This window comes from Actinomadura napierensis, from assembly GCF_039529375.1.
Classification (GTDB): domain Bacteria; phylum Actinomycetota; class Actinomycetes; order Streptosporangiales; family Streptosporangiaceae; genus Spirillospora; species Spirillospora napierensis.
On the sequence record NZ_BAAAMR010000090.1, the window covers coordinates 13899 to 39751 of the forward strand.

Annotated in this window: 12 protein-coding genes and 1 pseudogene; 6 read left to right on the forward strand and 7 right to left on the reverse strand. The window is 68.2% G+C overall.

Annotated elements, in window-relative coordinates:
* Positions 1 to 4: 4 nt before the first annotated feature.
* The 3 genes from ABD296_RS36560 to ABD296_RS36570 form a co-directional block, all read right to left on the reverse strand.
* Positions 5 to 1243, reverse strand: a complete 1239-nt coding sequence (locus tag ABD296_RS36560; protein ID WP_344278266.1) for a metallophosphoesterase family protein — start codon at positions 1241 to 1243, stop codon at positions 5 to 7.
* Positions 1244 to 1434: 191 nt separating this feature from the next.
* Positions 1435 to 1911: a DUF4352 domain-containing protein gene (locus tag ABD296_RS36565; protein WP_344278269.1), complete on the reverse strand. Its 477-nt coding sequence runs from the start codon at positions 1909 to 1911 to the stop codon at positions 1435 to 1437.
* A gap of 151 nt (positions 1912 to 2062) precedes the next feature.
* Complete coding sequence (locus ABD296_RS36570; RefSeq protein WP_344278272.1) at positions 2063 to 2995, reverse strand: exonuclease domain-containing protein; 933 nt, start codon at positions 2993 to 2995, stop codon at positions 2063 to 2065.
* A gap of 129 nt (positions 2996 to 3124) precedes the next feature.
* On the opposite strand from ABD296_RS36570, the gene ABD296_RS36575 reads away from it, so the two are divergent.
* From ABD296_RS36575 to ABD296_RS36590, 4 genes are all read left to right on the forward strand, one after another.
* Positions 3125 to 5206, forward strand: a complete 2082-nt coding sequence (locus ABD296_RS36575) for an N-6 DNA methylase (RefSeq protein ID WP_344278275.1) — start codon at positions 3125 to 3127, stop codon at positions 5204 to 5206.
* Positions 5207 to 5342: 136 nt separating this feature from the next.
* Entirely contained in the window at positions 5343 to 11570 is a 6228-nt protein-coding gene (locus ABD296_RS36580; RefSeq protein ID WP_344278278.1) for a protein kinase domain-containing protein, read from the forward strand.
* A 67-nt stretch (positions 11571 to 11637) separates the two neighbouring features.
* Positions 11638 to 14571, forward strand: a complete 2934-nt coding sequence (locus ABD296_RS36585) for a DEAD/DEAH box helicase (RefSeq protein ID WP_344278281.1) — start codon at positions 11638 to 11640, stop codon at positions 14569 to 14571.
* Positions 14571 to 18596: an Eco57I restriction-modification methylase domain-containing protein gene (locus tag ABD296_RS36590; RefSeq protein ID WP_344278283.1), complete on the forward strand. Its 4026-nt coding sequence runs from the start codon at positions 14571 to 14573 to the stop codon at positions 18594 to 18596. Before ABD296_RS36585 ends, ABD296_RS36590 begins: the two co-directional genes overlap by 1 nt.
* 57 nt (positions 18597 to 18653) lie before the next feature.
* Here the strand turns inward: ABD296_RS36590 and ABD296_RS36595 are convergent, their stop codons facing one another.
* A complete protein-coding gene (locus ABD296_RS36595) occupies positions 18654 to 19052 on the reverse strand; it encodes an ATP-binding protein (protein WP_344278287.1) in 399 nt (132 codons plus the stop codon).
* 142 nt (positions 19053 to 19194) lie between these two features.
* On the opposite strand from ABD296_RS36595, the gene ABD296_RS36600 reads away from it, so the two are divergent.
* Positions 19195 to 20004, forward strand: a complete 810-nt coding sequence (locus ABD296_RS36600; RefSeq protein ID WP_344278290.1) for a helix-turn-helix domain-containing protein — start codon at positions 19195 to 19197, stop codon at positions 20002 to 20004.
* On the forward strand, positions 19995 to 20258 hold the full coding sequence (locus tag ABD296_RS36605; protein ID WP_344278293.1) for a DUF397 domain-containing protein: 264 nt from the start codon (positions 19995 to 19997) through the stop codon (positions 20256 to 20258). Before ABD296_RS36600 ends, ABD296_RS36605 begins: the two co-directional genes overlap by 10 nt.
* 1312 nt (positions 20259 to 21570) lie before the next feature.
* On the opposite strand, the pseudogene ABD296_RS36610 reads toward ABD296_RS36605, so the two are convergent.
* From ABD296_RS36610 to ABD296_RS36620, 3 genes and pseudogenes are all read right to left on the reverse strand, one after another.
* Positions 21571 to 22539, reverse strand: a pseudogene (locus ABD296_RS36610) (phosphotransferase); the annotation flags it as partial.
* Entirely contained in the window at positions 22524 to 22796 is a 273-nt protein-coding gene (locus ABD296_RS36615) for a protein kinase family protein (protein WP_344278296.1), read from the reverse strand. The gene ABD296_RS36615 and the pseudogene ABD296_RS36610, both read right to left, overlap by 16 nt.
* A gap of 4 nt (positions 22797 to 22800) precedes the next feature.
* Positions 22801 to 25470: a hypothetical protein gene (locus tag ABD296_RS36620; protein WP_344278299.1), complete on the reverse strand. Its 2670-nt coding sequence runs from the start codon at positions 25468 to 25470 to the stop codon at positions 22801 to 22803.
* Between the last annotated feature and the right edge of the window lie 383 nt (positions 25471 to 25853).

The following is a 25853-nucleotide window of genomic DNA, read 5'->3' on the forward strand; positions in this document are numbered from 1 at the left end:
CCGGTCACCGCGCTTCCTGCAGGAGGGATTCCACGAGCTGGTACGCCTCGTCGGTAAGGCTGCCGATCCATGCCGGGTCGGTGGGGGCGATGCCGTCCGAGTTCTTGATCTTCGCCGGGATCCTTCCGATGAGCGGGTGGTTGGAGAGCCTGGCGGCGAGGCCGTCGGGGTCGGCGCCGAGTGCGGTGAGCGTGCGGCGGACGTCGGTCAGGATCCCGGTGGTGCCCCCGCCGGAGTCGCCGTGGTCCTCGCTGGAGGTGCGGAGCTTGAGTTGCTCCAGCCAGAGGTTCGGTTGGTCTCCGGCCGCCGCCCGGAGTTCGTTGAGGATTCGTTCGCGGTCGCGCCACAGCGAGAGGTGCGCGGACGTCGCGCCGGTGAGGGTGACGCGGACGGCGGTCAGCCGCTCCTCCGGGATCTCCTGGAATCGCTGCCGGACGCGGCCGAGCACATGGTCGGCGTCATCGAGGCCCGTGACGTCGACGTCGAGGTGTTCCCAGCGGGCGGTGTCCAGGTCGTGGTGGACGACCGATTCGATCCGGAGTTCACCGTCGATGGTGACGATGGTGCATCCCTTCGGGCCCGTTTCGCGGGCGTGCCGTCCCTGGATGTTGCCGGGGTAGACGATCCACGGCTCCTGGCTGAGGATCTGCCGGGTGTGGACGTGGCCGAGCGCCCAGTAGTCGTAGTCCCGCGCTTGGAGGTCGGCGACCGTGCAGGGCGCGTACCGTTTGTGGTCGGTGTATCCGCCTTCCAGGCCGGTGTGCAGCAGCCCGACGTTGAACAGGCCGTTCTCCCGCGCCGGGTATCCGACGGCGAGGTTTTCGCTGAGATCCCATTCGGCGAAGCCCTGGCCGTGAACGGCGAGCCCCGCCGTCTCGTCCCGTACGGTTTCGGGCCTGTCGGTCGTGAAGACGTGCACATTGCCGGGCGGCTTGAGGGTGCGCATCATGCGGTTCTGCGCGTCGTGGTTGCCCGAGACCATGTAGACGCGGATTCCGGCCCGCCCGAGGGCCGCCATCTGCCGGCTGAAGTAGAGCCCGGTCGAGTAGTCCCTCCAGTCCCCGTCGTAGACGTCGCCGGCCAGCAGCACGGCGTCCACGGCCTGCTCGATCGCGAGGCGGACGAGGTTCTCCAGCGCCAGTCGGGTGGCCAGCCGAAGGTCCTCCTCCGGAGCACCTTCGTAGCGCGACAGCCCCCGCAGTGGACTGTCGATGTGAAGATCGGCGGCATGCAGGATCTTCATGCTCTCCCTTTTCGTTGGGGTTCGGCGACCGACGCGGGGGGCCTGGCACTCCAGTGACACGAGTGACGGTAGCCGTGTGTTGTGGTTTGTCTGGCTAAAGTGACGAAAGCAGCGTCATGCTGCGAGAAATGCGGACCATGAAGCGGTTTCTCGAATCGAGGACCGCCTTTTCCCTTGGCCGCCGTCTTCTTTCAGGAGGCGACCTGGGCTCGGGCGGCCTCGGAGAACAAGGTGTTGGTCATCGCGACGGTCTTGGGCCGGAAGCTGCCCTTCGCGCACACCAGGCCGGTCGCCTTCTCGTGGGGGGCGAGGCTCGTGGTGGCGATCTGGTCCTCGTAGTCGCCGAGGGCGGAGCTGCTGTCGTGCTTGGTGCTGTGGGTGTCGGTGATCGAGAAGTAGAGCGGGTTGACCTCGAGCTGCTTCTTGGTCTGGTTGGTGACGGTGACCTTGACGCAGGACAGCGCGCCGCCGTCGCTGAGGACGCTCTTGCTCGCGTGCGCCCGCTTGGCGGTGAGCTCGATCGGGAAGGACTTGCTCCTGGCGGATCCGCTGTTCTTGCCCGCGGGCTTGCCGGCCTCGGAGGACTGGACGGCGACGGGGTCCTGTTCGAGGTTGCAGCCGGTGGTGATGAGGGCGACGACGCCGAGGGCCAGGATGATCTTGCGCATGGTTGCTCCTTGACACGGTGCCGCGCACTGCGGGACGCGCTACCGATCGATTCGGGTTCGGGGCATCGCCGCCCGCTCGGTGCTGGGGGTTTTGAGCGGGCGGCGATGCGTATCGGTGCTCATGGAGCGAAGATCCCGGTTCCGTGGCGGGTCATCCTTCGGCGGCGGCGAGGAGTTCGCGGAACTCTTCGGCGTCGATGACGGTGATGTCTTCACCGGCGTCCCGGAACCGTTCGGCCTTGGCGAGCTTGGCGGTCTTCTTGACGCCCGGGGCGAGTTGGTGGGGCTGCACATCGGCGGCCACCAGCAAGTTGACTGCTCTGGTGACACTGCGGGCGGTCCGTGCACCGAGGGCGGCGACCCGCTCGGCCGCGGCGGTACGGCTCATGTCGGTGAGCGTTCCGGTGAAGCAAACGGTCAGGCCGAAGAAGGGGTTGTCCGGGTCGGCTTCGGGGTCGGCCTCGGGAAACGGTCTGCGCGGCGCGCCTCCCCGGTGCTTGCACGCTCGCCGGACACCGCCGTTGTAGGACCCCAATTGAACCTTGTGGGCGGCGAGAAGCCCGTTGAGTGTGGGCGTCCCTTGTCGTTTCAGCGCGGCGAGCATCACGTGGGCCGCCGCGCGTGCGTCGTCGGCGGCGTCGTGGTGGCGCGCCAACTGGATGCCCAGGTCGGTGGCCAGGGCTGAAAGCTTGTAGGAGAGGCGGCCGTTCCAGGCGCGGCGTGCGATCACCAAGGTGCAGGCGTATCGCAGATCGGGGACGGGGAGTCCCGTCGCTTCGCACGCCCCGGCGAGCACCCCGATGTCGAAGGCCGCGTTGTGGGCCACGAAGGGGGTCTCGCCGACGAACCCGACGATGCGTTCCAGCGTCTGTGGCCAGCCGGGGGCCTGCGCGACGTCGCCCGCGGTGATGCCGTGGATGCCGACGTTGAGCGGATCGAAGTGGTCGTAGCCGTCCGGGGGCTTGATGAACGACGACCACTCCTCGACGATCTGCCCTCCCTTCACTCTGACCAGCCCGACCGAACACGGGCTCGCGCGCAGGGAGTTGGCCGTCTCGAAGTCGATCGCCACCCATTCGGACATCTGTCGCTCCTCAATCAATCCGCCGAAAGCACCATCATGAGAGCATGATCTGAAAGCACTGTCAAACAGCTTTGTGGAATTACGTGGTGTACAGTGGTGGTGCTCCCGAAAGCGGATGAGGAAGGTTCGATGGCATCGCAGAGCGACCACCTGACCGCCGCCGAGATCTCGCGGCTCGCCGGCGTGACGCGGGCGACCGTGAGCAACTGGCGCCGGCGCCACCCCGACTTTCCGCAGCCCAGCGGGGGCACGGAGGCCAGCCCCAGTTACGATCGGCGGCAGGTCGAGGCGTGGCTCGATGCGCGCGGCCGCCTCCCCGCCCGTTCGGCCAGAGACGACTTTCGAGCCCACCTGCGTCGCCGCACACCAGCCGACGTCGAAGCCGTGGCGCTGTTCAGCGCTCACCTGGCCGGGCTGGACGAGAAGGACCGCGCCAGGATCGCGGCCCTCCCGGACGACGAGTTGCTCGAGTCTCAGGCGGACGTGTTCTCGCCTCTCGCTCATCCCGCGAATCCGAGCCACGCGGACGTCCCGGCGCCCCTACTGCGGGCGGCAGCGGACGTGCTACTCGGGGAAGGCCCCCTCGCCGTCTTCGACGTGCTCGAAGAGCACACTGACGCCCCGATCGGGGTCCGCGGGACACACCCGACGCCATCAGCGCTCGCCGACCTGTTGGCCGACCTGGCGACCACCGGAGGCCTCCCCGCCCAAAGCGCCCTGGACCCGGCCTGTGGCAGCGGGCGCCTCCTCGCCGCGACCGCGACCAGGCTCAAGCGGCACGCACGCGTGCACGGGCAGGAGTACCGCGCGGTCACCGCAGCCCAGGCCAAGGCACGCGTCGCCGAGCGATCACCCAAGGCCTCCGTGGACGTCCGGACCGGAGACAGCCTGCGCGAGGACGCATTCCCCGACCTCTATGTGGACGCCGTCGTCTGCAACCCTCCCTACGGAGACCGCGACTGGGGCCACGACGAACTGGCCTTCAACCCGCGCTGGGCCTACGGCGTCCCACCGCGCTCCGAGCCCGAACTCGCCTGGGTCCAGCATGCCTTGGCGCACCTGAACGACGGCGGACAGGCCGTGCTGCTCCTTCCGCCGGCCACCGCCTCTCGATCGTCGGGCCGCCGGATCAGGTCAGAGCTGCTCCGCCAGGGAGCGATGCGCGCGGTCATCGCCCTCCCGCCTGGACTGGCGGTGCCTCACCACATCGGGCTTCACCTGTGGATACTCCAACGTCCCGAAGCGAACCGTCCGGGCCGCGACACGGTCCTGCTCATGGACGCGACCGAGGAAGCCGCCGCCGACCACAGCAGGGCACCGGACGAGACCAAGCTCCATGACACGATCCTCAGCGTGTGGAAGGCGTTCACCGCACCGACCGGATTCACGGAGATCCCCGGAACGGCCCGGTCGGTCGCCGCGATCGATCTCCTGGACGAACTCGTCGACCTCACCCCGGCACGGCACGTCCGCACAGCGCCGGTGATCACACCTGACGCGGCGCTCCGCCATGCCACCGGACTCACCGAGCGTCTCAAGGCGGAGGTCGCCGCGCTGACCGAGGCCAGCGACATCGGACCGCTGAGCACGGCTGGGGAGACCGCCCGGACGTGGCGGACCGCGACCATCGCCGATCTGTCGCGCGGCGGCGCCCTCGCGGTGCATCGCGGGATGCGCGCCTCCTCAACCGATGGCATACCCGCCGAACTCGCTGAACGCTCCGTCCTCCGGGCCAGGGACCTCATCGCCGGGGCGCCCGCCAGTGGCACCGCACACGAGTTGCAGCTGGCCGACCCGTTCACCATCGAGGCGGGGGACGTCCTGCTCACCCAGATCGTCGGGCCCCAGGGCGTTGCCGGCCGGGTCGCCGGCAAGGAGGATGCCGGATGCCTGCTCGATAACAGTGTCTTCCTGCTCCGCCCCGATCCCGGACGGCTCGACCCGTGGTTCCTGGCCGGCTTCGTCAGCGCACCCGACAACGTCAGCCAGGCGACGACCGGCACCTCAACACACCAGCTGGTGGCGTCCCGGCTGCGGGTCCCGCTGCTGGCCCTGGGCGAGCAGACCGCATACGGCCGGGCGTTCCGCAAGATCCACGAACTCCGGACCAGCGCGCGAAGCGCCGCGAAGTACGCCGACGAGACGGCGGACCTCATAGCCGCCACCCTCAGCGGCGGCGCGCTGCTTCCCCAAGGAGTCGAGTTGCCATGAGGACCGGAGTTCCGCCGGCATGCGGCTCTCGACGATCGGCTCGAGAACGCGGTGCGCGTGAATGGGCCTGTGGTGGCCAACTGATCTCAGAGGCGCCCGTCTCCGCATGGGCGAGCGGGAAGATGAAGGTGTGGCTGTGACTGTGGATTGCATCGCGAACCGGTTCCGCGTGACGGGCCCTCTCGGCAAGGGCAACATGGGCGAGGTCCACCGCGCCGTGGACCTCCAGGCCGGCGACGGCGACCGGGACCGTGAGGTCGCGGTGAAGGTGATCCTGCGCAGCCGGACGGGTGCGGTCATCGATTCGCGAGCCGACGTGAAGGCCGTTGAGCGGTTCGAGCGTGAGGTCCGCATCATGCGGCTCCTCAACGAGCACCCGAACCTGCCGCGCATCATCGCGGGCGGCCTGGATGAGGGCGACGGCCTTCCGTTCATCGCCATGGAGCTTCTCAAGGGCCACACGTTGCGCGTGCTGGCCGGTGAGCACGCCCAGCTTCCGGTGGCCTGGGCGGCGGCCCTGGGCGCGCAGATCGCGGACGGCCTGTCGGCCGCGCACGGCGCCGGGATCGTTCACCGCGACCTCAAGCCCGCGAATGTGATGCTGCTGCCCGGCGGGAAGGTCAAGATCCTGGATTTCGGGATGGGCCGGATCATCGACGACGCCGAGGCCGGCAGGGTGACCAGCACGGGCGTCACGGTCGGCACCGCCCGCTACATGGCCCCTGAGCAGTTCCTCAACGCGGCGGTGACGCAGGCCGCCGACCTGTACGCGCTCGGCTGCATGCTGTACGAGCTGCTGACGGGTGTTCCGCCGTTCGTGAGCGAGAACGCGCTCGAACTGGGGCAGAAGCACAGGACGGAAAAGCCGGCTCCGCTGCGGATGCTGCGTTCGGACGTCCCCGAGGACATGGCCCGGCTGGTCGAGCGGCTGCTCAGCAAGCGGCCGGAGGACCGGCCGGCCGACGCCGTCGCGGTCCGCGATGCGCTCCTGCCCTTCGCCGAGGGCGAGGCGGTCGTCGCGGACTGGGAGTCGCACGACCCGGTCCGCTATCTCGCGTCGACCGATGAGGCGCCCGCGCCCGAACCGGCTCCGGTGTCGGAGAAGCCGCGCCCGGCGGGTTCGGTGATGGACGTGTTCGGGCTGCATCGGCAGCTCGTCAAGGACTACCGGGACTTCACCGAGGGCGGGACGATCATCCGCGACGACCGCGTCGCCGCGCACGTCGAGAGCACCCTGGACGCCAAGTCCCAGTGGCCGGACCCGTGGGTGTCGCTGAATCCGTTCTTCGCCTCGGGCGGCACCGTCTCGGAGCTGAGCGGCAGCGGCAAGCTCCTGCACGAGGAGTGCGCCCGCATCTTCCAGGCGGGCAAGACCCGCAAGGACACGAAACTCAATGGGCGCCCGCTCACCCTGCACCGCCACCAGCTTGAGGCGATCGAGGCGGCCAAGCGCAAGCAGTCCTACGTCCTGACGACCGGTACGGGCTCTGGCAAGTCCCTGTCCTACATCGTGCCGATCGTGGACCGGGTGCTGCGCGAACGTGAGACCACGTCGGAAAAGCGCGTCCGGGCGATCATCGTCTATCCGATGAACGCCCTGGTCAACAGCCAGGTCAATGAGCTGGAGAAGTACCTGCGGGACGGCTACGGCGAGGGCAACGAGCCCGTCACCTTCGCCCGCTACACCGGCCAGGAGAACGACGAGCGCCGCAAGGAGATCCGCGACGATCCGCCGGACATCCTGCTGACGAACTACGTGATGCTGGAACTGATGCTCACCCGCCCGAAGGACCGCAGTTCGCTGATCCGGATGGCGCGGGGCCTGGAGTTCCTGGTCTTCGACGAGCTGCACACCTACCGGGGCCGGCAGGGCGCGGACGTCGCGCTGCTGATCCGGCGGGTGCGCGAGGCGTGCCAGGCCGAGAGCCTGCAGTGCATCGGCACGTCGGCGACGATGTCGAGCGAGGGCACCTTCGAGGACCAGAAGAAGGAGGTGGCCCGCGTGGCCACCACCCTCTTCGGGACCGGGGTCGGCGAGGACAACGTCATCGGCGAGACCCTCGTCCGCGCGACCGGGGAGGCCCCGGACACGGTGCCGGCGGAGCGGCTCCGGGCGCCCGCCGCGCCCCGCGCGTACGACGACCTGGTGAGAGATCCGCTGGCCCGCTGGATCGAGACGCGGTTCGGTCTCGTCGAGGATCCGACGGGGCGCCTCATCCGGCAGAAGCCGGCGAAGATCGAGGAGGCCGCCGCCGACCTCGCCGCCGAGTCCGGTGTCCCAGAGAAGGAGTGCGTCGACGCGATTCGCCGCACCCTGGAGGCCGGTTCGGAGGCCCGGCATTCGGTGACCGAGCGCCCGCTGTTCGCGTTCCGGCTGCACCAGTTCCTGTCCAAGGGCGACACCGTTTACGTCACCCTGGAGGATCCGGCCACGCGCCACCTCACCCGCGACTACCAGCTCGTCCAGCCCGGGTCGGAGGGCAAGATCCTTCTGCCGCTGGCGTTCTGCCGTGAGTGCGGCCAGGAGTACCTGACCGTCTGGCGGACGGACAAGGACGACATGGTCCGCTACGAGCCGCGCCGGGACACGGCGGCGTCGGGCGGCCGTGAGGGTGACGGCTACCTGTACGTGGATTCGGGCCGGCCGTGGCCACGGACCGCCGAGCAGGCGATCGCCGACCGCCGCCTGCCGGAGTCGTGGCTGGAGGTGGACGACACCGGCCAGGAAGTCGTGCGCACCAACTACCGCGCGAAGCTTCCCGTCCCCATCCGCGTCGATCCATACGGCGTCGAGGGCCAGGGCGAATTGGAGGCGGCGTTCATTCCGACGCCGTTCCGGTTCTGCCTGCACTGCGGGGTGAGCTACGAGCAGGTCCGCGGGAAGGATTTCGCCAAGCTGGCGACGCTCGACCAGGAGGGACGTTCGTCGGCGACGTCGCTGGTGTCGACGTCGATCATCCGTTTCCTGCGGGCGGTGCCGGAGAACGCGCTGGGCGCGCAGGCACGCAAGCTGCTCACCTTCGTCGACAACAGGCAGGACGCGTCGCTGCAGGCCGGCCACTTCAACGACTTCGTCCAGATCACCCAGCTTCGTGGCGCCCTCTACCGGGCGGCCGTCGAGGCGGGCGAGGAGGGCATCAGCCACGAGGACCTGGCGTCCAGGGTCGTCGGCGCCCTCGGCCTGGACGTCTCCGACTACACCGGCTCTTCCGACCTGCCCCCGTCGATGACCCGCAACGCCGCCCGGACGCTGCGGGACGTCGTCGCGTTCCAGCTCTACCTGGACCTGGAGCGCGGCTGGCGCGTCACCATGCCGAACCTGGAGCAGACGGGCCTGCTGAAGATCGACTACGAGGACCTCGACTGGGTGGCCGGCAAGGAGGACCGCTGGGAGAAGACGCACCGGGCGCTGCGCGAAGCCGAGCCCGGCCGCCGCGCCGAGATCATGCGGGCGCTGCTGGACGAGATGCGCCGCGCCCTCGCCATCGACGTGCAGTACTTCCGGGACGACTTCGACAGCCTGCGCCGCGCCAGCGAGGAGCGGCTCGTCGACCCGTGGGTCCTGTCGAGGGGCGACGAGCCCAAGGTCGGCACCGCGTACCCGCAGGGTTCCCGCCCCGGCATCGACCGTTCGGGCCTGTTCTTGTCGGGTCGCGGCAAGTTCGGCAAGTACCTTCGGCGCGTGCATTTCGGCGAGCTGTCGGTCGACGACGCCCAGCAGCTCATCGAGGAGCTGCTCAAGGTCCTGACGAAGGCGAACATGGTCAAGGAGGTGTCGGTTACGCCCGGCTGGGCCAGGCGCGGACGCCGCCCCACCGGCCCGGCGATCACCGGCTACCGCGTCTCGGCGGCATGCCTGGTGTGGCGGGCCGGGACCGGCGAGGTCGGCGCCCACGACCCCCTCACCCGCACCTACGCCAGCGGCGACGGTCCCCGCGTCAACGTCTTCTTCCGGCACCTTTACCGCCACACCGCCGCGGAGCTCGGCGGCCTCATCGCCCGCGAGCACACCGCGCAGGTCGATCCGGAGGAGCGGCGCAAGCGCGAGGAGGCGTTCAGCGAGGCGAAGCTGAAGCTGCTGTACTGCTCGCCCACGATGGAGCTGGGCGTCGACATCAGCGACCTCAACGCGGTGATGATGCGCAACGTGCCGCCGACTCCCGCGAACTACGCCCAGCGCAGCGGACGGGCCGGGCGGTCCGGGCAGCCGGCGCTCGTCACCACCTACTGCGCGACCGGCAACAGCCACGACCAGTACTACTTCCGCCGTTCCGCGCGGATGGTGGCGGGCGCGGTCGTGCCGCCGCGCCTCGATCTGGCGAACGAGGATCTGGTCCGGTCGCACATCCAGGCGATCTGGCTCGCCGAGACGGGCCTGGAGCTGCACAACAACGTTCCCGCGATCATCGACATCGGCTACGACGAGGACTCCCGCCGCCCGGACCCGTCGCTTCCCCTGCACGACACGGTCGTCCAGGCGATCCACAGTGAGGCCGCGCAGAGGCGTGCCGTGGCGGCGGCGAAGCAGGTGTTCGGCGGGCTCCTGGCCGACTTCGCCGCCACGGTCTGGTGGGACGACCACTGGATCGAGGGCACGGTCCGCACCGCCCCCGAGCGTTTCGACCGGGCCTTCGACCGCTGGCGGAACCTGTTCAAGGCGGCGCTGGTGGACCAGGCGGAGCAGAACCGCCGCGTCCTGGACACCACGCTCTCCGACCGCGACAGCAAGATCGCCGTCGGGCGGCGCCGGGAGGCCGAGACGCAGCTCGACCTGCTGAAGAACCAGTCGGCGGAGAGCCGGTCGGTCCTGTCGGACTTCGGCCCGCACCGCTACCTGGCCAGTGAGGGTTTCCTGCCCGGCTACTCCTTCCCGCGCCTCCCGCTGGCCGCCTACATCAACATGCAGGACCGCCGTTTCCGCGACGGCGACTACCTGCAGCGCCCCCGGTTCCTCGCGATCCGCGAGTTCGGGCCGGGCGCGCTGATCTACCACGAGGGCGCCCGCTACCAGGTGACCCGCATCCAGCTCCCGCCGGGCGGGACGGGCGATCTCGTCACCTCCGACGCCCGCCGCTGCGCGAGCTGCGGCTACCACCACGACACCACCGGCCGCGCGGACCGCTGCGAGATGTGCAAGGAGCCGCTGCCCGAGGCCAAGTACGGGCTGCTGCAGATGCACACCGTCTACACCAAGGCCCGCGCGCGGATCTCCTCCGATGAGGAGGAGCGCCGCAGGGCGGGCTTCCGGCTCGTCACCTCGTACCGGTTCACCGACCACGGCGAACGCCCGGGCCGCCAGGACGCCCTGGTCACCGACGACGACGGGAGCATCGCCACGCTGACGTTCGGCGACTCGGCGACGGTCCGGATCACGAACCTGGGCCGGTTGCGCGCCAAGGACGGCGAGCCGGACGGCTTCTGGCTCGACCCCGCGACCGGCGAGTGGATGACCGAGAAGGCCGCGTCGGAGGCGTCCGGCGACTCCAGTGAGATGCCGGTAGCGGACGCGAGCGGCAACGAGAAGAAGAGCAAGAAGCGCGTCATCCCGTACGTGGAGGACCGCCGCAACATCCTCGTCGCGCAGCTGGCCGAGCCGCTGGACGAGCCGGTCGCGCTGTCGCTCATGTACGCGCTGGAGCGCGGGATCGAGGCGGCGTTCGAGCTGGAGGACTCGGAGCTGTCCAGCGAGCTGCTGCCGCCCGACGACGGCCCCCGCGACCGGATGCTGTTCTCCGAGGCCGCGGAGGGCGGCGCCGGCGTGCTGCGCCTGATGCAGTCGACGCCGGGCGCGCTCGCCAAGGCCGCGAAGGCGGCCCTGGACATCTGCCACTTCGACGAGCACGGCGACGACCTCGGCGGCCCGCACCCGGACCGGCCGTGCGCCCGCGGCTGCTACGACTGCCTGCTCACCTACGGCAACCAGCTCGACCACACCGCGATCGACCGGCACGCCATCAGGCACATCCTGCTGCGCGTGGCCCACGCGAAGACCACCGCGACCGGATGCGGCGAGTCCCGCACCGAGCAGCTCGCGCGGCTGTCCGGCCAGTCCGACACCTCGCTCGAGAAGCGGTTCGTCGCCTGGTTGAAGGAGCGCGGCCTGCGGATGCCCGACGAGGCGCAGACCTACGTGCGCGACGCGGAGGCCCGCCCCGACTTCGTGTACCGGCTGCCGGGCGTGCCGGTCGCGGTGTTCGTCGACGGCCCCGTCCACGAGCACGCCAACATCAAGGAACGCGACCGCCAGGCGGAGCAGCGGCTGGACCAGCAGGGCTGGGACGTGGTCCGCTTCCCGCACGACGCCGACTGGGACGCGATCGTCGCCGAGACCCCGAGCTGGTTCGGCGCCTCTCCCCGCACCTGACGCCCACAGCCGCCCTGATACACATACGACACCCACCGAGCACGACGACGCGAGGGCCTTGCCGATAATGACGCAGCCGACAACGGACTACACCCCCGGTTCCCTGGTCTCGGTCCGCGACCGCGAATGGGTCGTGCTGCCCGAGAGCGCCCCGGACATGCTCGTGCTGCGTCCTCTCGGCGGCGCCGATGACGACATCGCGGCCGTGTTCCCCGCCTTCGAGGACGTCCGGGGAGCGGAGTTCGCGGCGCCCGCGCCGCAGGACCTCGGCGACGCGCGCGCGGCGGGCCTGCTGCGCAGCGCGCTGCGCATCGGGTTCCGGTCGGGTGCGGGTCCGTTCCGTTCGCTGGCCGGGATCGCGGTCGAGCCCCGCGCCTACCAGCTCGTTCCGCTGATGATGGCTCTGCGGCAGAAGACCGTCCGGATGCTGATCTCCGATGACGTCGGTATCGGCAAGACCATCGAGGCCGGTCTCATCGCGAGCGAACTGCTGGCGCAGGGTGAGGCGAAGGGCCTGGCGGTGCTGTGCTCGCCGGCGCTCGCCGAGCAGTGGCAGGACGAGCTGCGCGCCAAGTTCGGCATCGACGCCGAACTCGTCCTGTCCTCCACGGTCACCCGGCTCGAACGGGACCTGGACATGGGCCAGTCCCTCTTCGACAAGCACCCGAACGTGATCGTGTCCACGGACTTCATCAAGTCCCACCGCCACCGCGACGACTTCGTCCGCCGCTGCCCGGACCTGGTCATCGTGGATGAGGCCCACACCTGCGTCACCGCCGACGACCACACCTCCCAGCAGAGCCAGCGCCGCCACGAGCTGCTCCAGCGGATCGCCCACGACAAGGACCGGGACCGCCACCTGCTGCTGGTGACGGCGACCCCGCACAGCGGCAAGGAGACCGCGTTCCGCAACCTCCTCTCCCTGCTCAAGCCCGGGTTCGGCGACCTGGACATGAACAGCGGCCCCGACCGCGCCCGCCTCGCCCTGCACTTCGTCCAGCGCCGCCGCGCCGACATCCGCAGGTACCTGGACGAGGAGACCGAGTTCCCCGCCGACCGGTTCTTCAAGGACGAGACCTACAAGCTGTCCCCCGGCTACCGCTCGCTGCTGGAAGACGCGATCGGCTACGCGAGCGAGCGGGTCACCGTCGCCGGGGAGCAGGGCAGGCGTGAGGCCCGGATCGCCTGGTGGTCGGCGATCGCGCTGCTGCGGTCGCTGGTGTCGTCGCCGCGCGCCGCCGCGCAGACCCTGCGGACCCGCTCGGCCACCGCGTCCGCCGCCACCGCGGAGGAGGCCGACGAGCTGGGCGCGCCGCTGACCCGCGACTCCGGCGACAACGACGCCTTGGAGGGCCTGGACGTCGCGCCCGGCGCGGAGACCGGCCCTGAGATCGGCGGGGCGGGGGCGAGGCTCGCCGCGCTCGCCGACCGAGCCGCCGCCCTCGAAGGCCCGGACACGGACCTGAAGCTGAAAGCCCTGATCAAGCACCTCAAGGAGCTGCTGAAGGACGGCTACGACCCGATCGTCTTCTGCCGGTACATCCCGACCGCCGAGTACGTCAGCGACCACCTCAAAGGCAAGCTCGGCAAGAAGACCGTCGTCAAGGCCGTGACGGGCACGCTCTCCCCGCAGCAGCGCCTCCAGCGCATCGAGGACCTCGCGGACGAGACGGCCGACGACCCGGCCGCCCGCCGCGTCCTGGTCGCCACCGACTGCCTGTCGGAGGGCGTCAACCTGCAACACCACTTCGACGCTGTCGTCCACTACGACCTGGCGTGGAACCCGGCCCGCCACGACCAGCGGGAGGGACGCGTCGACCGCTACGGCCAGAAGCGCGACGAGGTCAAGGTCGTCACCATCTACGGCAGCGACAACGGCATCGACGGCAAGGTCCTGGAAGTCCTGATCCGCAAGCACCGGCAGATCCGCAAGGACCTCGGCATCTCCGTCTCCGTCCCCGACGAGGCCTCCTCCGGGGTGACGGACGCGATCGTCGAGTGGCTGCTGATGCGCAGCCAGAGCGGCGAGCAGGAGGCCCTGTTCGGCGCCGAGGAGGTCAAGGCCGTCGACCAGAAGGCCGCCGAGCTGGAGCAGGAGTGGAACTCCACCGTCGAACGCGAGAAGGCGTCCCGTTCCCGGTTCGCGCAGAACGCGATCCGCCCCGACGAGGTCAAGCGCGAAGTCGACGCCACCCGGGACGCGCTCGGCGACGCCGGCGAGGTCGACGGTTTCGTCCGCCAGACCCTCGCCGCTCTGGACGGCGTCCTGTACGAGGGAGGCGACGCACCGGGCGACTTCAACGCCGACCTGAGCGGCAGCCCGGTCGGGCTCCGCGACGTGCTGGCGCCGATGCTCGGCGGCGGGATCATCGATCACGGCAAGCGGGTCCCGTTCCGCACCGTGTCGGCGGTCACGCGCGGCGAGGCGGCGCTCGTCCGCACCGACCCGGTCGTCGGCGCGCTCGCCGGCCACCTCCTCAACGCCGCCCTCGACACCCGGTCCGACGGCCCCCGCCCGGCCCGCCGCTGCGGCGTCATCCGCACCAGAGCCGTCACCACCCGCACCACCCTGCTACTCGTCCGCTACCGGTTCCACCTCACGCTGCCGTCCCGCGCCGGCGAACGCCAGCTCGTCGCGGAAGACGCCCGGCTCCTCGCCTTCCAGGGCTCCCCCACCGACGCGACCTGGCTCTCCCCCGAGGACGCCGCGCGCCTCCTGACGGCCACCGCCGACGAGAACACCGACCCCACCTTCGGAGAGCGGACCATGAAACGGGCCCTGGACGCCCTGCCCGACGCCACGGAGCATCTGGGCGAGTACGGCGACCGGCTCGCCGCCGAACTCCGCGACTCCCACCGCCGCGTCCGCAGCGCCGCCGGCGAGATCATCCGGGGCGTGGACGTCAAGGCGCAGAAGCCCGCCGACATCCTCGGCGCCTACGTCTACCTGCCCGTGTCCGCCACCGGCACGTCCGGCGCCGTCACCGGAGGAGCCGCCTGATGTCCGCCACCGCGCGCAACCAGATCTTCTCCGCCGTCCACACCATCGGCGGCCTCCTCCCCGCCGACATGCTCGTCCGGATCTCCGAAGGCAAGGACGTCCAGGGCTCCAAGCCCGCTGACTACGACATCTTCGGCTCCCGCTCCGTCCGCGACGAGGCCGAACGCCACTGGGACTACCTCAAGTCGGTGTGGAAGGAGCTGCGCGACAAGCTCCCCGTCGCGCCAGAGGCCGAGACCCCCGCCGACCCCACCGGCCTCGCGATTCGCCAATGGCTGGAGCCGCTGTTCGCCGAGCTGAGCTTCGGCCGCCTCACCGCCATCGGCGCGTCCGGCATCGAGGCGGACGGCGGCGGCAAGACCTTCGCGATCAGCCACCTATGGACACACGTCCCGATCCACCTGACCGCCTGGAACACCCGGCTCGACACCCGCCCCGGCGGCCCCGGCACCATCCCGCCGCAGTCGCTCGTCCAGGAATGCCTGAACCGCACCGAAGCCCACCTGTGGGCCGTCCTGACGAACGGACGCCAGCTCAGGCTGCTGCGCGACTCCAGCGCCCTCGCCACCGCCGCCTACGTCGAATTCGACCTCGAGGCGATCTTCGACGGGGAGCTGTTCAGCGAATTCGTCCTGCTGTACCGCCTCCTGCACGCCTCCCGCTTCGCCGTCGACGACGGCGTGCCGCCGTCTTCGTGCTGGCTCGAAAAGTGGCGGACGGACGCGATCGCATCGGGCACCCGCGCCTTGGACCAGCTCCGCAAGGGCGTCCAGGAGGCCATCACTACACTCGGGACGGGCTTCCTGAAGCACCCCGCCAACACCAAGCTTCGCGAGAACATCGACACGCAGGCCACACACAAAGCGCTGCTGCGTCTCGTCTACCGGCTGCTGTTCCTCTTCGTCGCCGAGGACCGCGACGTCCTCCATTCGCCGGACGCCTCCGACCAGGCGCGGGACCGGTACGCGAAGTACTTCTCGTCCACCCGGCTGCGCGGGCACGCCCGCCGACGGCGCGGCACCACCCACGGCGACCTCTACCAGGCCCTCAAGATCGTGCTGGACGCGCTAGGGGACGAGTCCGGACGCCCCGAACTCGGCCTCCCCGGTCTCGGCGGCCTGTTCTCCGACACCGACACCGACGCCCCGCTGCGCGGCCTGTCCCTCTCGAACGAGCACCTGCTCACCGCCGTCCACCACCTCTCCCAGGTACGCGACCCGAGCACGCGCCGCTGGCGGGCCGTCGACTACAACCACCTGGACGCCGAGGAACTCGGCTCCATCTACGAGTCGCTGCTGGAACTCGTCCCCAGGCACAGCGTGGTCGACCGCACCTTCGAGTTGGCCGAACTCGCCGGCAACACCCGCAAGACGACCGGCTCGTACTACACGCCGTCCTCCCTGATCGACTGCCTGCTGGACGCGACGCTCGACCCGGTCATCGACGACGCCCAGAAGCGCGGCGAGGAGAAGGCGACGGCCGGCGGCGAGCCGGACGCGTCCGAGGCGATCGTCTCCGAGTTGCTCTCCCTGACCATCTGCGACCCGGCCTGCGGCTCCGGACATTTCCTCGTGGCGGCCGCCCGCCGCATCGCCAAGCGCGTCGCCGCCGTCCGCGAACGCAACCCCGAACCCACCCTGATCGCGGTACGCCACGCATTGCACGAGGTCATCGCGCAGTGCGTGTACGGGGTGGACCTGAACGACATGGCTGTCGACCTGGCCAAGGTGTCGCTGTGGCTGGAGGCCATGGAACCGGGCAAGCCCCTCGGCTTCCTGGACGCCCACATCAAGCACGGCAACGCGCTGATCGGCGCCACCCCGGCTCTGTTGAAGAGCGGCATCCCGGACGATGCTTTCATCGCCACCGAGGGCGACGACAAGAAGCAGGCCAAGATCCTCGAAGGGCTCAACACCGAGGAGCGCAGCGGGCAGTACACGCTGTTCGACAGCGACGAGGAAACGGTCAAGGTCACCAACACCGCGTTCGCAGACGGCCTGCGCCGCATCACCACGGCCCCCGCCGACAGCCTCCGCGCCGTCAAACGCCAGACCGAGGCATACGAGAGCTGGGAGAAGTCCGCCGAGTACATCCGCGCCCTGCACGTCGCGGACGCCTGGTGCTCCGCGTTCATGTGGCTCAAAACCGAGGACTCGCCCCGGGCCGTCACGCAGAAAATCTTCCTCGCTCTTGATGACCCGGACGCCGAAGGTATCCCGGCGACCACGCACGGCGAGATTGTCCGGCTCCGCGACCAGTACCGCTTCTTCCACTGGCACCTGGAATTCCCCGAGGTCTTCACCGTCCCGGACGGCGGCCAGACGGCCACGGCCAACCCGGCCACCGGCTGGGCAGGCGGCTTCTCCTGCGTCCTCGGCAACCCGCCCTGGGACAGCGTCGAACTCAAGGAACAGGAGTTCTTCGAGCAGCGTTCACCCGCCATCGCCGCTATCTCGAAAGCAGATGTTCGTAAGAAGAGGATCGCCGCCCTCCAGGACTCCCCCGAAACGCTGCCGCTGTACAAGGAGTACGCCGCAGCCAAGCGTGAGGTTTACGCGGAGAGCCACTTCCTGCGCAGGTCCGGCCGCGTCCCACTCACGGGCCAAGGAAATCTCAACAAGTACGCCGTATTCACAGAAGTGGATCGCATTCTTATCGATGCGGACGGGCGTGCCGGCATCATAGTCCCAACTGGTATCGCCACTGACGCCAGGAACCAGTTCTTTTTTAAGGACTTGGTGCAGCATGGATCGATCGCCGCCCTGTATGACTTCGAGAACCGAGACGGAATTTTTCCGGCCGTAGACTCTCGCATTAAATTCGCTGCGCTATCAATCGCAGGGCGAGGGTTGAGTGAACCTGCAGCGAAATTTGCGTTCTTTGTTCTGGACCCGGCTGAACTGGGCGATGCCGGTAAGGTGTTCGCACTTACGCCCGAGGAGATTGCTCTCCTCAATCCAAATACGGGAACATGTCCCGTATTTCGTTCTCGCCGTGACGCCGAGATTACCATTGGCATCTACCGCCGTGCGCCGGTAATAATAAAGAGAAGCGATCCGCCACTCAATCCCTGGCGCATATCATTCTCCAGAATGTTCGACATGTCCCACGATGCGCAACTGTTGCACGGGTCTAGCGACCTCGAATCCGACGGCTGGACTCTCGTGGGAAACGTCTTCGTAAGAGGCGAAAGTAGAATGCTTCCGCTCCATGAAGGTAGGATGGGGCATCAATACAACCATAGATTTGCTGACTCCGTGGGCGCCGGCGAGTCATCGTCATCCGACTTGAACAATCCGGGCTACGTCAACCATGCGCAATTCTGGGTATCCGAACAAGATGCAAGGAAGCGCCTGGGTCGGTGGCACTTCGAGTGCACTACGGGCATGTTGGTGCACCGCCGAGTCGCCCGCAACAGCGACGAGAGAACATGTATTGCTACAATCATTCCTTGGGGTGCGGCCTCATATGGATGGATAATATCTACAGGTCCTTCTGCGGAGGATCTGTCTATCCTTGAGGCCACATACAACTCATTCGCTTACGACTACTGTCTGCGAAACAGTCTCACTCAACCGAGCATTCCTCAGGGGACTTCAGAGCAAACGCCTGTACCGCAACCGACCGCCTTCTCGGGATGTAGGCGATTCTTTACTCAGCGCGTCCTTGAGCTCACCTACACCGCCGATGACATGGCCCCCTTCGCTCGTGATCTCGGCGAAAATGGCTCGCCTTTCCTCTGGGACGAGGAAAGGCGAGCACTGATCCGTTCCGAACTTGATGCTTTGCTCTTCCACCTCTACGGCGTCGGCCGCGAAGACGTGGACTACATTATGGAGACCTTCCCGATCGTCAAGAGGAAGGATGAGGCCAAGTACGGCACGTATCGAACGAAGGATCTGATTCTCGCCGAGTACGACCGGATGGTCGCTGCTGGCGTTGATTTGCACAAGCCGCTGGTGGACGGGGAGAACTACACGTCCACGCTCACTCCGCCGCCGGGGCATGGGCCTCGGCATGGGTAGCGGACGAGGGCAGTAGGGAGCGGAGGGGCGGACGGGGGGCCACCCCTCCGCTGGTCTTCAGGCCGCCTTGAGGACGGCGAAGACGACTTTGCCGGTGTTGCCGGCGAGGGGGCGGACGCCCCAACAGTGGCAGAACTGGTCGACGATGAACAGCCCGCGCCCGGTCTCGCTGACGGTGTCGGCTCGCTGCATGCAGGGCAGGTCGCAGGTCGCGTCCTGGACCTCCATCCATAGCGTGCCGTCGTCGGTGCGTCCGATCCGGAACGTTACGTCGTCGTCGGACGCGGATGCGTAGCGCAGCGCGTTGGTGACGAGTTCGCTGGCCACCAGGCACGGGACGAAGTCGTCCATGCCCCACTGGCCGGTGACCAGCCGTACGAACCGCCGCACCTCCGCGACGACCGTGAGGTCGTGCTTCACCACCATCTCGTCCCCGCCCCGCGCCGCCTCGTCCATGATCCTTCTCCTTACTGTGTGTGTCGACCACCACACAATTAGCAAGGTTGCGGGTTAACGTGGTGTTGCCAAGTTGTCTTGGCGACCACTGGCAACAGGCATGCCCTCCTGGCGAGGTGTCAAGGAAGGAGACTTCGCGCTCATGCCCACACGACGGCAACGTCCTAAGGAGTCCCCCGCGCTGATCGCTTTCGGTGGTCAGATGCGCCGGATGCGCGAGGCGAAGGGCATCACGCAACAGTCCATCGCCGATCACGCGAACATCAGTAAGGGCCAGGTGAGCCGCATCGAAAACGGCACCAGGCGCGCCACCCGGGCCTTCGTCGAGGTCGTAGACCGGCTACTCGAAGCCGACGGAGCGCTGATCAAGCTCTGGCTGGACCTGAACAGGAATGGTCATCCGGTCCCGATCTGGTTCGACTGGCCCAAGATCGAGTCGGACGCGGCAACACTAGTTTCCTGGGAGCCGATGTTGATCGCCGGGCTCGTCCAGACTCCGGCCTATGCATCAGCTCTCTTGCGCGGCAACCAGGAAGCCGTAGAGGCGCGGCTCAGTCGCCAGGACGTCCTCACCAACAACGAAGGACGGGTTCCCACGGACCTGGTCCTGCTGGTCGATGAGCAGGCGCTCTACCGACCTGTGGGGACCCCCGAGACGACCAGGGGGCAACTCGAGCACCTCATCGAGATGAGCATGTTGCCCAACGTCACGGTTCAAGTAGTGTTGGCAAGTGGCGAGCATGACGGCAACATGGGCGCGTTCGTGGTCGCAACGATGGACGACCGCAGCGAGGTCGCTTACGTCGAGACAGCCATACGAGCGATCACGACGGACGATCCCACGGACCTTGCAATGCTCACGCGAACCATGATCGCGCTTCGATCCCGGGCGCTCACCGAAGATATGTCGCGCGACCTGATGAGAAAGGTCATTCAGGAGAGATGGACCTGACAAACGCGAAGTGGCGCACGAGCAGCTGCAGCAGTTCCAACGGAGGCAACTGCGTCGAAATGGCGGGGTTCGCCTGGCGTAAGAGCAGCTACACCGGTTCCAACGGGGGCAACTGCGTCGAGCTGGCAGATGCGGCCGGGGTGGTGGCGGACGCGGTGGCGGTGCGGGACAGCAAGGACCCGGACGGTCCCGTTCTCCTGGTCACCCGTGCGGCCCTGCGCAGCGCCGTGAACTCCGCCCGCGCGACCCGCTGACCGTCCCACAACCGACCCCCGCCTCCCACAAGACCGAGACGCGGCGGGCCGTCCATCCCACCCCACCCGGATGGCCCGCCGCACACCACCACGCCCCACGGCCACGCCGCGCGTACACCGGCCGCCCTCACCCGCGGGGCCGATCCAGGACCGCCGCCGCCGCGCGCCGTACAAGACAGCCACCGCGCACCGGCACACCCCAGCCCCTTGCTCCCGCCCGTTCAGCTCCAGGCGCAGCACGCCCACCGGCCGGGCCGTGCCCACCGGGGAACCTCCGGCCGCCCCAGCCCGCACGCGTCGATCCCGCCTCTCAGCATGCCCCCGCATGGGCGCCCGACTGCACACATCCCTAAACCAGGATGCCCGTTTCGTCCGTCCTCGCACGCTGGACGCCCACCGGCCGAGCAGAATCTATGACAGCCGCGCCCCCACAGCCTGCCAGCACCTGAGAACGCGAACTGGCGCAAGAGCAATTGCAACGTCGTCAACGGCGGTAGCCGCGGCGAACTGGCCGGCGCCCAAGCCCCGGTGGGCACCCCCCGCACCCGCGAGCGGCCAGGACAGCCCGGCACTCCCTGCCACCAGCCACGGTACTTGTGAAGCCGAGGACCAACTTTCTGCGTTTCAACCCCGATGCAGTTTTGGTGAGCGCTCCGGCCGACGGCAGCGACACGCGCGACATGGACGACAGCCGTTTCAATCCGATGCGGTTTTGTGCGGCTCTGCGACTTGGAATTCGCGACAAGCAGAGGAGAGGGTCATGGGGGTTTCAATCCGATGCGGTTTTGTACGGCTCTGCGACGGCGAAGCGTCGACCCGGCCAGTGGCCGCGAAGTTTCAATCCGATGCGGTTTTGTGCGGCTCTGCGACTTGCGAGAGCTCATCGCCGCCAACAACGGTGGCCGGTTTCAATCCGATGCGGTCTTGTGCGGCTCTGCGACCGTTCCATCCGAATCTATCCACGGGAGGTAAAAGTTTCAATCCGATGCGGTTTTGTGCGGCTCTGCGACCACGACTACACCGACAACTAGGCCGGCCAACGGCCTAGGTTTCAATCCGATGCGGTTTTGTGCGGCTCTGCGACAGTACCTCAGATTATGGGGGTCTGACCTGCGGGTTTGCAAGATCATGCGCCAACCTCCGTCGGAGCGATCTTGAAGACGTCCCAAAGATGATCTCCAGACCATCGTTTGCGCAGGTCAGCATGCGTTTTGGGGGTGTGCGCCAACCTCTGCGCCATTCCTGAAATGGCCGGACGGGGCTTCGTCCATCGGTTGTGGGCATGAGGACATACGACGAGACGATGCCGGTGTCACGGCTGGTCGAGCAGATGGCCTGCGACCGGGTGCTGTGGGCCGCCTGGTCCCGGGTGGCCGCTGGCAGCGGCATGGCCGGGGCGGACGGAGTCACCACAGCCGTGTTCGGACGTGAGGCTGGGCAGAGACTGACGGCGCTGGTCGCACTGCTGCGGGAGGGACGGGTAACCGGGCGCAGCCACTCCGGCCGCGGAACCCACGCAGGCGAAGGTCTTCCACTGACGGTGGGCGGCGCGAGTTGCTCCATGGTCGTCAGTGTGCTCCCGATGTCTGATCTTCCGGTCTGCGGATGGACGCTCCTCCCGGCCAGTCCAGGTGCCCGAGAGCGTTAACGAAGCCGACCATTTCGGTGTGGATGCGGCTCTTGGCGGGATCGGGAAAGCGGACATTGTGCCGGTAGTAGCGGTGGAGGCGATGATCAAGGCGGCATGTTCGACTTCCCAAGGCAGCGTGGCGTACTGCTCCCGGGTGAGCGAGCGGCGGTCGGCGTAGCCGCTGACGATGAGGTCGGCACGCTTCTTGTCCAGCCGGCCGTCCACGTTCGCCAACCCGAGCAAGGTCATACCAAGGTCCAGAAGAGGGCCGTCGAGGGACACGGTCTCCCAGTCGATGACGGCCAGCGTCTCATCCGGCCGGACAATGAGGTTGTCCGCGAAGACGTCTCCATGGCAGATCACCGGTCCGTCCGTGAGGCGGTCTTCCTGGGCTCTGACCTTGGCCAGCCCGCTCCTCAGCCAGTCCGCGAACCGCTGGTCGGGGAACTCGTCTATGGCCTCCAGGTGAGCGGCCGAGAGTCGGCGGGTGCCGACCGGAAGATCCGGCACCTCGGCGGACGGCAGAACGTGAAGCCGGGCGAGCAGGTCGCCGGCATCACGCAACCGGTCATCGGCCAGGCGCGCGGTGACGTGACCGGGAATCCAGTGCTTGAGCAGGACCGGGTGCTCGCCGATCATCGAGACGGCGTCCCCTTGGCGTTGCGGACGATCTCGGCCGTAGGCATGCCCAGCCGGAACATGGCTTCCGTGTGCAGGGCAAGCCGGCGCGCACTCACGTGATCATGGTTGTCGAGAATTGTCAGGACGAAGGTCCCCTGCGGCGCGGTCACCTTGAAGCTGGAATTCGCGGCCCCGCCGCCGAGTGGCTCCAGCGTCAACCGATCAAGGCCGTACAAGGCCGCGACCTCGGCGTGGTCGATGTCGTCCGCGGATGTGTAAGTGGCCACCCGTTCAGGCTCCCCCGTGCGGTCCGAGTTCTGCGCGGCGTTCGGTGACGAGCCGCCGCCAGCGAGCGCGTGTGCGCGTTTCCCCGTCGATCCATCGCGCAAGCGGGAGACCGGAGGGGACGTCTTCGCCCGTCATGAAGTAGCTGATCTCCATCAGGTGGGCGAACTCTTCACCGCGCACGCTCGCACGCAGTTGTGCCCGAGCAGCGTCCATCAGTTCCGAAGAGTCACGGACGGCGGCATCGAAGCAGACAGCCAACCGCGCGTACGCCATGCATGACGATAGCCCGCTCTCCGCCGCACCTGCCATCAGGGCGGCTGCGCGGTCGGTAAGGTCGTCCGCTCGCCCCGCGTCCAGCAGCAGCCTGGCATTGCCGAGTTGCAATTCGGCGAACCGGGCGTACGCACCTTCCAGCATGTGCGCTGCCCGGTCGATCTGCTCCACCGAACGGCCGCGATCCTGGAAGGCCGATGCGAACGCGAGATACGCCTGGCACAGGCCGGCCTCACCGTCCAGACCGGAGTCCAGGGCGAGATCGCGGGCCCGGGCGAAGGACGCGCAAGCCCTCGCGATCGTCCCTTGAGACCAGAGGATCTCGCCGATGACACGGTCCCGCTTCCCAGCGGCGCCCAGGTCCTCGGCCATCGCCACCGCGTCAGAGAAATGCCCGAGCCTGCGTGTCAGGTGCAGGATCCCTCGGGCCGCATCGGAGGCAAGCGCACCGCCCTGCGCGGCGACCTCCCGCATGCCGTCCAGCGATGCACCGAGATCGTCTAGTTCCCGGTCGCATTCGGCGAGGAAGTAGCGCGGAAGCTCTTCGAGTTCGGACGGCAGCAGACCCGTCGCGAGGATCGTCCGAAGCCGTCCTGCGGTGAGGGCGCGGTGCCGGCGTTGCCTCGCGGCCACGGCAATGAGCGTCTCACTCAGCGCGGCGGCAGGGCTGTCCAGCTCGTCCCCAGTGCCGCTTCCCAACGGCTCCCACACGAAATCTCGGACGTAGGCCAGAGCGGCATCGCCCAGCCAACCGAGTTCCAGTCCATAGGCACGGGCGAGCCGCAGTCCTTGGCGAAGGCAGCCGAGCAGGACCTGGCGCCCGGGGCCCCGCCCATGCCGGTCGAAGTCCCGGCCGAGTGCGTCGAAAGCGCGTTGCGCCGCCCGCCTCCAGTCCTCCTCGCTCCACCGGTCGTCACCGGTCGTGTCGGTGTCGCGGATCGTCGACCGGACGAGTTCGTGCAGGCGATACGGCCACTGGGCGCCGGGAGTGACGTCCACGAAAGGACGATCGACCAGCCGGACGGCGGCGGCGTCCCGGCTCAGGCCGGCCGCCGCCGTGGCCAGCTCGACGGAGAAGGAGTCGAGCAGGCTGACCGACCGAAGGACCGTCCTCTCCTCCGGTGGCAGGTCACGGAAGATCCGCGCCACCAGCGCCGGGAACTCGTGATCGAATTCGTCCATGGCCGGAGCCTGCCCTGTTCGCTCGTGAAGGTCCAGGAACCGCATCACCGCCATGTCGAGGTAGAGCGGCAGACCGCCGGAATGGGTGATGAGCGTCCGGCGTGTCGATGCGTCCATGAGCGGCCGGTCTTCAAGAGTGAGCCGTCTGCGCAGGTAATGCTCCGCGTCGATCCGCGACAGGTAGCCGACGCGGCGCTGGCATGGATCCTCGTTCGCACCCGGCACGAGCTGCGGCCATGCCGCCGGGCCGGTCCAGTCGAGCTGCCCTTCTAGATCCGGGTCGTCCCATTGCAACCGGTTCCGTCCCGTGATCACGAACAGAGCGTTCGGCATGAGCCAGACCATGCGCTGGACAAGCCGCTCGAAGTCGCGGTGCGTCCGGTCGCCGACGTCCTCGAACGTGTCGAGCAGTATCAAAGGCGTGGCCGTCTTCGCCTCCGGGAGCTGCGCCAGGTCCCACGCCAGCAGATGAGCGCAGTACGACAGGGTGTCCTGGTCCGGCTCGCTCTCCAGCAGATCCGGAAGGCGGCGACACCCGGCGAGTGCCCGCGCGGCCCGCCGCCGTTCCCGCAGCGCTCGCACGACCGCCCGCAGCCCCTGACCGGCGAGCACGCCGACCGTGCCCGGCAGCGCGACCGCCGCCGCGACATCCCCCAGAGCGGATTCCATCTGAGCCCGAAGCCGGCCCGCGCCGCCGTAACGGTTGAGCAGAGTATGGCGCCGAAGGTGGTCCTCAAGGGGGTCTCCGGGGTGGCACTGCTCCCAATAACGCAGGAAAGCCAGGTCGAAGGCGGCCATCGGCCTCCCCAGCTCCGCCAGCGCCAGCCGGACGGCGAGCATCACCGTCTCGATTCCGACCGCGTTCTGCCGGGATAGATCGATTCTCACCGGGACGACCCTGCCGAGGTCGGCGTCCACCCGTGGCCAATGCTCCGGGCCGGCCTCCGGGTCCGTCAGATGAGCGGTGATCTGCCGGGAGAGCGTTGACTTGCCGATTCCCCCGACACCATAGAAGACCAGCACATTTCGCCGAGGCTGTTGCATGTCCTCAACGTCGAAGGTCTCATCCCGGTGAGCGGCGACCACCCGCGCAAGGCTCTGTGCCACGGCCGCCCACTCGTCAGCCCGATTCGTGAACACATCCGCCGCGACGAGCGTCCGGCTGTTGGTGCGGAACAAAAACCGCAAATCCGGGCGGGACAATACAGGCACCTCCATGCGTTCGTCCCCCCCACATGAATGCTAAGCCATCGGCTTGCCGGCCTCACTCGTAATTGCCGAGCCGCCAAAATGGAGAACATGCGAACACCGGCACCTCATTCGCCCTCCGACCTGCTCACTCAACGCCGCTCACCACCTCTGAAACGCAATACCTAGCGGACGCGGCCGGGGCGGCGGTGCGGGACAGCAAGGACCCGACGGCCCCGCCCTCCTGCTCACCCGCGCGGCCCTACGCAGCGCCGTGAACACCCGCCCTCACGATCCGCTGACCGACCCAAGAACGTCCCCCCGCCACCCACAGGACTAAGAGGTCATAACAAAATGTGTATGTGGCGCGACATGTAGTGATGGTCGGGTGTGGTGTGGGCGGGTGCGTAAGG

Coding starts and splice junctions, on each gene's coding strand:
- ABD296_RS36585 (WP_344278281.1), top strand. CDS start 11,638: ATGACGCAGCCGACAACGGACTACACCCCCGGTTCCCTGGTCTCGGTC.
- ABD296_RS36600 (WP_344278290.1), top strand. CDS start 19,195: ATGCCCACACGACGGCAACGTCCTAAGGAGTCCCCCGCGCTGATCGCT.
- ABD296_RS36620 (WP_344278299.1), bottom strand. CDS start 25,470: ATGGAGGTGCCTGTATTGTCCCGCCCGGATTTGCGGTTTTTGTTCCGC.
- ABD296_RS36590 (WP_344278283.1), top strand. CDS start 14,571: ATGTCCGCCACCGCGCGCAACCAGATCTTCTCCGCCGTCCACACCATC.
- ABD296_RS36575 (WP_344278275.1), top strand. CDS start 3,125: ATGGCATCGCAGAGCGACCACCTGACCGCCGCCGAGATCTCGCGGCTC.
- ABD296_RS36570 (WP_344278272.1), bottom strand. CDS start 2,995: ATGTCCGAATGGGTGGCGATCGACTTCGAGACGGCCAACTCCCTGCGC.
- ABD296_RS36595 (WP_344278287.1), bottom strand. CDS start 19,052: ATGGACGAGGCGGCGCGGGGCGGGGACGAGATGGTGGTGAAGCACGAC.
- ABD296_RS36560 (WP_344278266.1), bottom strand. CDS start 1,243: ATGAAGATCCTGCATGCCGCCGATCTTCACATCGACAGTCCACTGCGG.
- ABD296_RS36565 (WP_344278269.1), bottom strand. CDS start 1,911: ATGCGCAAGATCATCCTGGCCCTCGGCGTCGTCGCCCTCATCACCACC.
- ABD296_RS36605 (WP_344278293.1), top strand. CDS start 19,995: ATGGACCTGACAAACGCGAAGTGGCGCACGAGCAGCTGCAGCAGTTCC.